Source organism: uncultured Pelagimonas sp. (assembly GCF_947498515.1).
Classification (GTDB): Bacteria; Pseudomonadota; Alphaproteobacteria; order Rhodobacterales; family Rhodobacteraceae; genus Pelagimonas.
In genome coordinates, this window is the sequence record NZ_CANMKO010000009.1 from 199435 (window position 1) to 210135 (window position 10701).

The window sequence follows — 10701 nt, forward strand, 5'->3', positions numbered from 1 at the left end:
AAAGGCAAGCCCGAACAGGGCGGGCTTGGCGTTCATTGGTATAGCGATATGTCGCGGCCCCGTGTTGTGACCCGAAGTTTCAGCCGAGATCAGTTGCCGCCAAGAATATCGCGCAGCACCTGATTAAGGATGGAATCGCGGACCTTTTTGTTGGGTCGGCTGTCGTCGCGGCGATTGTCGACCTGAGGCGCGGGTTGCGGTTCTGGCTCTGGGGCAGGAGCGACTGGGGCCTGTGCCGGCAAAGGTGTAATCGGAAGGCCATCGTGAACCCGAACCATGACTTCGCGCCAGATTTCAGCAGGCAGACCGCCACCGGTCACCCCCGAAAGCGGTGTGTTGTCGTCATAGCCCATCCAGACCCCGGCCACATAATCGGCTGTAAATCCGACAAACCAAGCATCACGGGCCTCTTGGCTGGTGCCGGTTTTGCCCGCGGCGGGACGGTTGCCCAATCGCGCGCGCGCGCCGGTGCCTTCGGACACGACCTTTTCCATCATCCAGATCAATTCGCCAGCGGCGCGGGGTTGAATCACCCGCTCGCCAATACCGCCGCCTGCGCCCATCAACGGCGTGTCATCCCCGCGCAGGCGCAGTTCGGTTAGCCCGTAGGGTGTCACCGAGGAGCCGCCATTCAAAATACCGGCATAGGCCCCGGTCATCTCAAGCAAGGTCGCCTCGGAGGTGCCAAGCGCCATGGCTGGGGTGTTTTGAAGATCGCGGTGAATGCCAAAATCGCGCGCGACCCGCATCACCAGTTCGCGCCCGACGGATTCGGAGATTTTGACCGCTGGGATGTTCAAGGAATGCTTGAGCGCATCGGTTAAGGTCACCCGGCCTTTGAATTTTTTTGTGTAGTTCTTGGGGCACCATTCGCCGGAACCGGGGATGTTCATGCAAAATGGTTCGTCCAGCACGGTGTCGAGTGGGCCGTACCCAAGTTCAAGCGCTGTGGCGTAGATAAAGGGTTTGAAGGCTGACCCGGTTTGGCGCACGGCCTGAGATGCGCGGTTGAACAGACCCGACGCGTCGGTATCACGCCCACCAATCATCGCCCGCACCGCACCATCGGCAGACATCACCACAACGGCGACCTCGGCCTTGGACCCTTTGCGGACCTTCTCGGCAAAGACCTGTTCCACCGCTGCGGCGGTTGCGGCCTGAAGGCGTGGATCAAGCGTTGTGCGGATAAGAACGTCTTCGGTGGTGTCGCGGGTGAAGAACTCAGGCCCGGACCGCATCACCCAATCGGCAAAATAGCCGCCCGCCGACATCGTCGCTTCGGCGGCCAATGTAGCCGGGTTGCGTTGATAGTGACGGGTTTCCTCGTCGCTCAACAATCCTTGTTCGTTCATCAGGCGCAAAACCGTCGCGGCGCGGTCTTGGCTACGTTTCAGGTTGGCCGTGGGGGCCATACGGGTTGGCGCGGTGAGTAGACCAGCAATCATTGCTGATTCTGCTGGGGTCAACACAGCGGCGGTTTTGTTGAAATAGCGCTTGGCGGCGGCTTCGGCCCCATAGGCCCCACCGCCCATATAGGCGCGGTTCATGTAGATCGAGAGAATCTCGTTTTTGGTGTATTTACTCTCCATCGCCATCGCATAGATCGCTTCTTTGATCTTGCGAGACAGCGATCCGCGGCGGCAATCGGCGACATATTCGGCTTCGTTTTTCCAATCGGCCGGATCAAAAACCACACCAAGACAGAGCAGTTTCGCGGTCTGCTGGGTCAAGGTTGACCCGCCGTGACCCGATAATGGTCCGCGTCCTTCGCTCATGTTAATGCGCACCGCGCTGGCGACACCGCGCGGGCTAATTCCGAAATGGCTATAGAAACGTTTGTCTTCGGTGGCGACAATGGCGTTGCGTAGGTGGGGGGAGACGGTTTCGGCATTGACCGCACCACCATATTGATCACCGCGACGCGCATAGACCGCCCCGTCACGATCGAGCAAAGTCACCGACCCGCGCGCGCGCCCATCCACCAATTCGGACACATCTGGCAAACCGCTGCGCACATAAAACACCGCTGTGCCGATCACCATGGCCATCACCAGCGAGGCAAAAACCGTGGTCCGCCAAACCAGCCGCCAGATCCAGCGAAAGATTCCGATAAAGAAGGCCGCGATTGGATTGCGCTTGCGCGTGGTTTTGCGTTTCACCGGTTTTCGGCGTGGGGCCGGTTTTTTAGCGGCCGGTTTCTTTTTCTTGGTCGTGGTGGGGCGCCCATAGCGCTTGTCAGCCACAAGCTTGCCTGGCTTACGTCCTGAGGTACTCATCAATTCTGCCCGCCTGATTGGGCCCATCCGGGCCTGTTCGCGTTTTGCTTTTGCGCGATTCTATCTGGTTCTTTCCCGAATGTTGACCACCCCAAATTGCCATATGCACTTTTTGTTTAGGTTAAAAAATAGGCATTAACCCCGATATGCGCAAAAAATGTGCGCTTGCGCCGGGTTTCTGCCCGTTTTTGTGGCTCAAAGCTTCAAAACGCGCCGCCCTCAGGCTTTTTCTGCAGATGCGAAATACGCGAGGGGTGCTGGGACGCGACCCCGGTGAGACGAAAGGGACATACGGTGAAACTGATCATTGCAACGATCAAGCCATTCAAGCTCGAAGAGGTGCGCGAAGCGCTGACCGATATCGGCGTGCGCGGCATGATGGTAACGGAAATCAAGGGCTTTGGCTCTCAGTCCGGCCATACCGAAATCTATCGCGGCGCGGAATACGCCGTCAACTTTGTACCCAAGATCAAGCTGGAGATCGTCGTTTCGGCCTCCATGGCGGATCAAGTGGTCGAAACCATCAAATCCACTGCTCAGACAGGCAAGATCGGCGACGGCAAGATCTTTGTTCTCGATGTGGCACAGGCCGTGCGGGTGCGTACCGGCGAAACAGATGCGGACGCGCTTTAACGCGCTCCTCTCAGATATCTCCTGATAGTTAAGGGACGAAAAGAATGACAAATTTCAAGACACTCGCTGCGGCGGCTGTTCTGCTCGCGGTGCCAAGCCTAGGCATGGCCCAAGAGGCAGACGTAACGCCCCCCAACTCCGAAGTTGGGTTCATCTTTACCACCTTCATGTTCCTGGTCGCCGGTTTCCTGGTGTTCTGGATGGCGGCTGGTTTCGCCATGCTCGAAGCGGGCCTCGTGCGGTCCAAGAACGTTACGATGCAGCTGACCAAAAACATCGCGCTATTCTCGCTGGCCGCGATTGCTTACTACGTTGTTGGCTACAACCTGATGTACCCGGGCGACGGTTGGTCGGTTGATGGTATCCTTGGTGCCTTCTCCATGGCCTCGCTCGAGCCTGTTGGCCTTGAGGGCGCTGAGCCTGATCTGACCTACGCGTCGGTTGGTTCGGACTTCTTCTTCCAGCTGATGTTCTGTGCGACCACGGCGTCGATCGTCTCGGGCACCTTGGCCGAGCGTATCAAACTGTGGCCCTTCCTCGCTTTTGTTATCGTGCTGACCGCGTTCATCTACCCAATCCAAGCCTCTTGGAAATGGGGCGGTGGTTTCCTCGACGCCGGTGGTTTCCAGGATTTCGCTGGTTCGACTGTTGTACACTCGGTTGGTGGCTGGGCGGCTCTGGCTGGCGCGCTGATCCTTGGTCCGCGTATCGGTAAATACAAAGAAGGTCGCACCATTCCATTCATGGGTTCGAACCTGCCATTGGCAACTCTGGGTACGTTCATCCTGTGGCTCGGTTGGTTTGGTTTCAACGGCGGTTCGCAGCTGTATATGGACACAGCCGGCAACGTTGCTGACATCAGCCGCATCTTCTCCAACACCAATACTGCCGCCGCTGGTGGTGCTGTTGCAGCCCTTCTGCTCACCCAAGCTCTGTACAAAAAGGTCGACCTGACCATGGTACTGAATGGTGCACTTGCTGGTCTGGTTTCCATCACAGCCGAGCCGCTGACCCCAACATTGGGTCAAGCCACTCTGATCGGTGCCGTTGGTGGTGTGATCGTGGTCTTCGCGGTTCCAATGCTCGACAAGCTAAAAATCGACGACGTGGTTGGTGCGATCCCTGTTCACCTTCTGGCCGGTATCTGGGGCACCATCGCGGTTGTGTTCACCAATGACGCGGCTTCACTTGGTCAGCAGCTCTATTCGATCGTTGTTGTCGGTGCCTTCACCTTCGTGGTTAGCTTTGCAGTCTGGTACATCCTGAAACTGACCGTAGGCATCCGGGTTGGCGAAGAAGAAGAGATCACGGGTCTCGACATGGCCGAACTGGGCATGGAAGCCTACCCTGAGTTCTCCAAGAGCTAATTCTTGAAAACCAGTAAAAACTGAAAAGTCCGGGTGGAAACGCCCGGACTTTGTGCATTTTTGGTGGGCAGGTCGGCGAAAAGTCACCACAAATGCCCGTCTTTGGTGAAAATTGACAGATTCTCCTTTCCTTTTTCGCCCGCAGCCCCTAGCTCCATGGTGCGACGTTACTTCTTTCGGCTTCTTTGCTCTTTGTGGCTCAGTTCTCGATACATGACTGACATTGCCGCGCTGCCAAGTTTCTTGGGCAGATAACTTATAGGAGAAGATCAAATGGCCAATGGCACCGTAAAATGGTTCAACACAACTAAAGGCTTCGGCTTCATCGCACCGGACGGCGGCGGCAAGGACGTGTTTGTACACATCTCTGCTGTTGAACGCGCTGGTCTGACCGGCCTGTCCGACAACCAGAAAGTGACTTTCGACATCGAGCCCGGCCGTGACGGCCGTGAGAGCGCGTCGAACATCGCTCTGGCATAAGCCAGCGGCCCTAACGGGCGCTAGTTGAGACATTCTAAAGGGCTCACCGATTTCGGTGGGCCCTTTTCTATTGAGGGACTGAACTCTCGGCTGGGCACCCAAAAGTTTTGCAAAACTTTTGAAAATTCCGTGCACGGAATTTGGGTGCGTCTAGGTCAACGGTTGTGTTCCCGTTCGAGTCGTTGCTTGGCGATGACTTCGTGCTGCTCGGTCTTGCGATTGGATTCCAGTGATTCTTCGACAAAGCTTAGATGGTCTTGTACGGCTTTGCGGGCTTCGGCCGGCTCACGCGCCTGTAGGGCGTCGTTGATCCGTTTGTGCTGCTCCAAAAGCTGATCACGGGTGGTGCGTTGCCGGAACATGATGGTGCGGTTGTAAAACACCCCTTCACGCAGCAACTGATACATCGACCGCATCATATGCAGCATGATCACATTATGGCTGGCCTCGATAATGGCGAGGTGGAAATCCGCGTCCAGATGCGCTTCGTCCGCCGGATTACGTTTGGAATGCACGGCGCACATCTTGTCATAGATTTTTTGAATCACTTCCAGATCGGTGTCTGACCCGTGTTTGGCGGCGCGCTCTGCGGCCAGGCCTTCCATGTCACGGCGAAAGGACAGGTAATCAAACACCGCTTCGTCGTGATTGGCGAAGAGTTGGGTCAGTGCCTCAGAGAAGGCGGACCCCAAGAACTCGGTCACGAAAATCCCGGCGCCGGCTTTGGTTTCGACAAGGCCGCGATCCTGCAATGTGGCAATCGCCTCGCGCAAACTTGGCCGCGATACACCCATCCGTTCCGAAAGCTCTCGTTCCGAAGGCAGCCGTTCACCGGGGCGTAAAATGCCGCGTAGAATCAGCAATTCAATCTGATCTATGACAGCCGAGGAAAGTTTTTCGGGTTTAACGGGGGTAAAGGGCATGGGGCGCTCGTGTTGAATTGGTAAGATGAGCTTACCAACGCCCCGCGCAAATTACCAGCGATCCAGCGCGGCCTCGTCTTCATCCTTGGCCGCGACCCAACCGGCGTCTTGTGCGGTGTGTTCTTTCTTCCAGAACGGCGCACGGGATTTCAGATAATCCATCAGGTATTCGGCAGCCTCAAACGCGTCTTTGCGATGACGCGCCGCCGTCGCGACCATCATGATTTTTTCGCCCGCGCCCATGCGGCCATAACGGTGAATCACCAAGGCATCGCCAAGCGACCAGCGGTCAACCGCCTCGGCGGCGATCTTCTTTAGCGCTTTTTCGGTCATGCCGGGGTAATGCTCGATCTCCATGACGTCGAGACCACCGGCAATGTCGCGCACGATCCCGGCAAAGGTCACGATCGCCCCCATGTCGTGGCGGCCATCGGCAAAGGCTTCGGCCTCTTTGCCATAGTCAAAAGGGGCGTCTTGGACCACAACGCGCATGGCTTAGCCCCCGGTCATCGGCGGGAAAAACGCCACTTCGCGCACGCCCTCCAGCGGGGCGTCAAATTCTGAGAGCTCTTGATCCAAAGCAACACGCAGGGCGGTCAGATCGGCAAAGGCGGCGTCATAACGCTCTTCTCGGCCGCGCAGTTCGGAAATCAAGTCGTTGACGGTGGCCGCGGTGGTTTCGATTTTCTCTTTGGGTACGCCAATGCGTTCGCGCACCCATGCGAAATACAAAACGTCCATCTCAGCTATCCTCTTTCAACAGCGGTATCGCCTTGCGAAAGTAATCGGCCCCAGTGATCAGGGTCAGAGCCGCCGCTATCCAGAGCAAGCCAACCCCAATGTCCCCCGACCAGATCATGCCAGTGTACTTCCAACGCAGGCCAAGCACGTCTTCTTCGGTGCCATCTAGTATTGACTGAAATAGCGCCTGATCCATGCCGATGGCAGACATACCAAGGTAGTGTTCAAACACCCCTTGCGCAAAAAGGACGGCAATGGCGACCATTTGGGCGGTTGTTTTCCATTTCGCCAATTTGGTCACTTTGAGGGTTCCGGCCACGTCACCTAGATATTCCCGCAAGCCAGAAACAAAAACCTCGCGGAACAAAATGAATGTGGCGGGCAGGACAAGCCATGGCGACATCGACGAATAGCCAACAATCACCATTAACGCGATGACCACCATAGCCTTGTCGGCAATTGGGTCTAGCATGGCTCCCAGTTTGGTTTCCTGCTTCCATGTCCGGGCCAGATGGCCGTCAAACCAATCGGTCACAGCCGCCGAAACAAACAGGATCAGCGCAGCCCAATCTGCAAAGGGGCGCGAAAAATAGAGGAACATCAGCGCGAGCGCTGGGGCGGCGACAAGGCGCATGGCCGTCAGTATATTTGGTATCGTCCAGGTCATTACGCCCTTCCTATCGTGGATTGCAAGGCAGCGAAAGAGAGCTTAGGCCGCTTGTCCAATGGGTCGCGGCATCACATGTATGACAAAAGCACAGGGGTTAAAGATGCGAAAGTTTGGAATTGGGCTGATTTTGGTGCTTGCTGGTTGCACCGGAGACGAGGGCGTGCGGGCGTTTGGAGCGGCGGATATGGCTTGGAATTTGAAGAGTATCGATGGGACCGCCTTTGATGCCAGAGCGACGCTGGAGTTTCCCGAAGCCGGGCAGGCCACTGGAATGGGCCCCTGTAATCGTTGGTCAGCGTCTCAATCCGCTCCATACCCTTGGTTCAAGCTAGGCCCAATCAGATCGACACGCCGGGCGTGCCCCGACATGGACGCCGAGCAGCGCTTTTTCATGGCCTTGGAAGATATGACAATTTCTGAAGTGTCCGGAAATGTTTTGGTGCTAAGCAATGACGCCGGGCGGGAGATGATTTTTCAGGGCAAAGCGATTGAGTAGAGGGACAGGGGGCAGCCGCCTCTGAAGCTGTCAGCGTCTTTCAGCCCGAGGTGTTGAGGAACAGAAAAAACCTTTGGTCGGATTCTGGTCAAGGGTGGGTCATAAGTTCCACACGGTCGACAAACGCGGCGCGTGCCGTTGGCAGGGGTTTGTTGCCTAGGCTGGTGGCAAGGTGGTTTTCAATGAAATGCCCAGTGGTTTTCAAGGCCGTCAGGATTTCGAGTTCGTCGCGCGGGCTATCCCCCAGCATAACCGGGGGCAGGGGCAGCAATTTATCGACCCATTCACCGGCACCCGAAGCCGTTACCGCGCGACCGGTGCGCGGTGAGATAAAGGCGAGATGATCATTGGCCCCGGTCACAGCGCAGGCATTGAGGTCAAGCCCAAAGCCCATCTGTTCCAAGAGGGTCATTTCCCAGCGTAAATACGCCAGAGGCCAGATGTCGGTCTGGCCGAGCAGGTCTAGTAAGTCTTCGGTCTGTTTGTAGAGGGTGGGGTAGGGCGCGCGATCGGGGAGGCAAAACCCCAAAAGCGCAACAACCGCGTTGAGACCGGCGAGGGCAAGCCGGTCCGCCATCGCCACCGCCGCCCGTGAGCGCAATGGCTCAACCGTATAGATGCCAAGCTGATCTTCGAGCCGGGCACGCCAGCTTAGGTCAAGCTGCCCGCCGGGTTGCAGATGAGGGGTATGTTTGCGCGATACACCCCCGCGCAGCACGCCGGCATGGCGCCCGTGATTGGGGGTGAAGGCATCCAAAATCAACGAAGTCTCGCCATGTTTTCGGGTGCTAAGCAAGATGCCAGTATCGCGCCATTCCATTGCTATATCGTGACGCCTGTTTTGCTTGGATACAAGAGGTCGGCGCTAGCTGTCGCGCCAGATGGCTCGGGCCTGCACCGTGAGGGCAAGCCCCTGTGCCAAAGCGCCAAGCAGTAAGCCTTCGACCGGGGTGGCGTAGCCTTGATAGACCCCGCCAACCATGGCGATCAGGATGATGAGTGTAAAAGCGAAGACGTGTAGACCACGCGCTGCGGATACCGGTGCCTCAAGTACGCGCATTACAAGTAGGGACAAAAGCGCCGTCGCCGTTGGGAAAAAGCCCAGCATCATGACGTTTTGCAAAAGCGGGGAACCGGGCAAGGCATAGGCTGCCAAAGCCGCCCCGGCATAAAAACTTAGGACCGTCGCTAATAGCCCGCCCACAACAAAAGACAGGCGCGGGTTGAGCAACAGATACATCATGCCAGCCCCTCCTCATCCAAAAGGTGTCGTCCCATTCGGTCTTCGACTTCAATCACCCAGAGATCGGGATCAAACCCGCGCTGTTTTGCGATGCTGTTGTCGACGTCGGCTTCGGGGCCAGAGGCCAGTTCGGCCCAAACCCGTTCGCCGCTCATCAAATCAAAGCTGCGTGTAAAGGCGCGGGCGCTTCCGTCAAGTGTGTTGAGCTTGATCAGAACCGACCCGGCGGTGTCGTCCCCATGGGACACAACAAACGCCGGGATGTCCTGAAAGCGCAGTCGCGCCAGATAGGCATCCACCCAAAACCGGGCAGTCAGTCGTGTCATTTGTTGCCGTCTTTGAAATTCAAACCCATTTCCGAATAACGCTCGGCCTCATCAAGCCACTTTTCGCGGACTTTGACTTGAAGGAAGAGGTGAATGCGACGACCAAGAAACTCTTCAAGCTCTTCGCGGGCCGCTTTGGAGATCGCCTTGATCGATTCACCCTTGTTGCCAAGGATGATTCCCTTGTGTCCATCACGCGCTACATAGACCACCTGATCAACGCGGGCCGAGCCGTCTTTGCGCTCCTGCCAGCTCTCGGTTTCGACGGTCAGCTGGTAGGGTAATTCTTGGTGTAGGCGCAGAGTGAGCTTTTCACGGGTCATTTCGGCGGCGATCATCCGCATGGGAAGATCGGCAATCTGATCCTCGGGGTACAACCATGGCCCTTCGGGAAGTTGACCGGCAAGCCATGTGCGCAGCGCGTCAACACCGTGGCCCTTTTCAGCAGAGATCATAAAGGTCTCGGCAAAATCGTAGCGTTCGTTAAGATCCTTAGACAACGCCAGAAGGACTTCGGCTTTGACACGGTCAATCTTGTTGATTGCCAAGGCAATGCGCCGGCCTTTGCCAATGTCCTCAAGCCCTTCGAGAATGCGTTTAACGCCATCGGTCACGCCGCGATGGGCTTCGATCAGCAACACGACAATGTCTGCATCCGCCGCGCCACCCCAAGCCGCTGCCACCATGGCGCGATCCAAACGGCGTTTGGGTTGGAACAAGCCGGGGGTGTCCACAAAAACCAGCTGGCTCTCACCTTCAATGGCCACGCCACGAATGCGAGCGCGCGTGGTTTGCACCTTATGTGTCACGATCGAGACCTTGGCCCCCACCATACGATTGGTCAGGGTGGATTTGCCCGCGTTGGGCTCTCCGATCAGGGCAACGAATCCGGCGCGCGTGGTCATGGCTTGTGATTACTCCGTAAAAGCAGACGCTGTGGGATAGCCTAAGTCCGCGCCTTTGCAAAGGCGGCAGAGTCGCGACCGCAGGGCATACATATATATGACCGCAAAAATCGACGTATGAAACGCGGGGCATGGGAGGCGGCAAGGGGCGGGGATTCCCATTTGGCGACTCAATTGCGGTGCTTTGAGGGCTGCGATTCCAGTAGGTTTGTGGATAGTTTTGTGGGTAACTCTGTGGGCGCATCAATATGTGGTAAACGCGGTCCTCACGTTCGACTGGTTTTGTTGTGTGCGGGCAAGCCAAGGTGATCCGACCTCACAAACCCTCTCCCTCTATCTAATTGAAATTGTTTAATTTTCGATGTTTTTTGAAAAAAGGTGATGGTTTTGTAAAAAAGGGGTTGCGGGTGTTGGGAGTTGGAACTAGAACCCCCTTCACCGGCGGCGCTGAGGCGCTAACGGGACGCTGGCAAGGCGGACGGAGCGAGGCTCTGGAGGGTTTGTCGGCACACAATCTGAGGTGATTGAGGCGGGGCGCGCCGAAGGAATTTGGCGCTTCTGGTCGATTTTGTCTCTGGAGCTTTATGGTTCCGCGTTATTTGACATAGTGACTATCTGAAGAGATATGTGGGCGGTTTTGG

13 protein-coding genes are annotated in these 10701 nt (G+C 56.7%); 4 read left to right on the plus strand and 9 right to left on the minus strand.

The annotated features are described in order from the left end of the window. Nucleotides 1-89 precede the first annotated feature (89 nt). Nucleotides 90-2276 carry a transglycosylase domain-containing protein gene (locus tag Q1A43_RS17680; protein ID WP_299937340.1) on the minus strand — a complete coding sequence of 729 codons (2187 nt, stop codon included), beginning with the start codon at nt 2274-2276 and terminating at the stop codon, nt 90-92. 294 nt (nt 2277-2570) lie between these two features. Here Q1A43_RS17680 and Q1A43_RS17685 point away from each other — a divergent pair, with 294 nt between their 5' ends. From Q1A43_RS17685 to Q1A43_RS17695, 3 genes are all read left to right on the plus strand, one after another. Then, a complete protein-coding gene (locus Q1A43_RS17685) occupies nt 2571-2909 on the plus strand; it encodes a P-II family nitrogen regulator (RefSeq protein ID WP_299923205.1) in 339 nt (112 codons plus the stop codon). A 44-nt stretch (nt 2910-2953) separates the two neighbouring features. Then, nucleotides 2954-4276, plus strand: a complete 1323-nt coding sequence (locus Q1A43_RS17690; protein WP_299923206.1) for an ammonium transporter — start codon at nt 2954-2956, stop codon at nt 4274-4276. A gap of 273 nt (nt 4277-4549) precedes the next feature. After that, nucleotides 4550-4756, plus strand: coding sequence for a cold-shock protein (locus Q1A43_RS17695; protein WP_097805225.1), 207 nt, complete (start codon nt 4550-4552; stop codon nt 4754-4756). A 155-nt stretch (nt 4757-4911) separates the two neighbouring features. Here the strand turns inward: Q1A43_RS17695 and Q1A43_RS17700 are convergent, their stop codons facing one another. The 4 genes from Q1A43_RS17700 to pgsA are packed head-to-tail and all read right to left on the minus strand — an operon-like array spanning nt 4912 to nt 7087. Next, complete coding sequence (locus tag Q1A43_RS17700) at nt 4912-5679, minus strand: FCD domain-containing protein (RefSeq protein ID WP_299937343.1); 768 nt, start codon at nt 5677-5679, stop codon at nt 4912-4914. Between the two features lie 51 nt (nt 5680-5730). Continuing rightward, on the minus strand, nt 5731-6171 hold the full coding sequence (locus Q1A43_RS17705; protein ID WP_299937346.1) for a molybdenum cofactor biosynthesis protein MoaE: 441 nt from the start codon (nt 6169-6171) through the stop codon (nt 5731-5733). A 3-nt stretch (nt 6172-6174) separates the two neighbouring features. Then, complete coding sequence (gene moaD / locus Q1A43_RS17710; RefSeq protein WP_299923209.1) at nt 6175-6420, minus strand: molybdopterin converting factor subunit 1; 246 nt, start codon at nt 6418-6420, stop codon at nt 6175-6177. A 1-nt stretch (nt 6421) separates the two neighbouring features. Continuing rightward, complete coding sequence (gene pgsA, locus Q1A43_RS17715) at nt 6422-7087, minus strand: CDP-diacylglycerol--glycerol-3-phosphate 3-phosphatidyltransferase (protein ID WP_299923212.1); 666 nt, start codon at nt 7085-7087, stop codon at nt 6422-6424. Between the two features lie 103 nt (nt 7088-7190). Between pgsA and Q1A43_RS17720 the strand changes: the two genes are divergently transcribed. Continuing rightward, the gene (locus Q1A43_RS17720) at nt 7191-7586 is read left to right on the plus strand and encodes an META domain-containing protein (protein ID WP_299937349.1); all 396 of its coding nucleotides are present in this window, start codon (nt 7191-7193) and stop codon (nt 7584-7586) included. A gap of 88 nt (nt 7587-7674) precedes the next feature. Here the strand turns inward: Q1A43_RS17720 and recO are convergent, their stop codons facing one another. From recO to era, 4 genes are read right to left on the minus strand one after another with little or no spacing between them, the layout of a single operon-like run. Continuing rightward, nucleotides 7675-8406: a DNA repair protein RecO gene (gene recO / locus Q1A43_RS17725; protein WP_299937352.1), complete on the minus strand. Its 732-nt coding sequence runs from the start codon at nt 8404-8406 to the stop codon at nt 7675-7677. Nucleotides 8407-8451: 45 nt separating this feature from the next. Next, nucleotides 8452-8829, minus strand: coding sequence for a hypothetical protein (locus tag Q1A43_RS17730; protein ID WP_299937355.1), 378 nt, complete (start codon nt 8827-8829; stop codon nt 8452-8454). Next, on the minus strand, nt 8826-9155 hold the full coding sequence (locus Q1A43_RS17735) for a DUF1491 family protein (RefSeq protein WP_299937358.1): 330 nt from the start codon (nt 9153-9155) through the stop codon (nt 8826-8828). The genes Q1A43_RS17730 and Q1A43_RS17735 overlap by 4 nt, the downstream gene beginning before the upstream one ends. Next, the gene (gene era / locus Q1A43_RS17740) at nt 9152-10060 is read right to left on the minus strand and encodes a GTPase Era (protein ID WP_299923222.1); all 909 of its coding nucleotides are present in this window, start codon (nt 10058-10060) and stop codon (nt 9152-9154) included. The genes Q1A43_RS17735 and era overlap by 4 nt, the downstream gene beginning before the upstream one ends. Between the last annotated feature and the right edge of the window lie 641 nt (nt 10061-10701).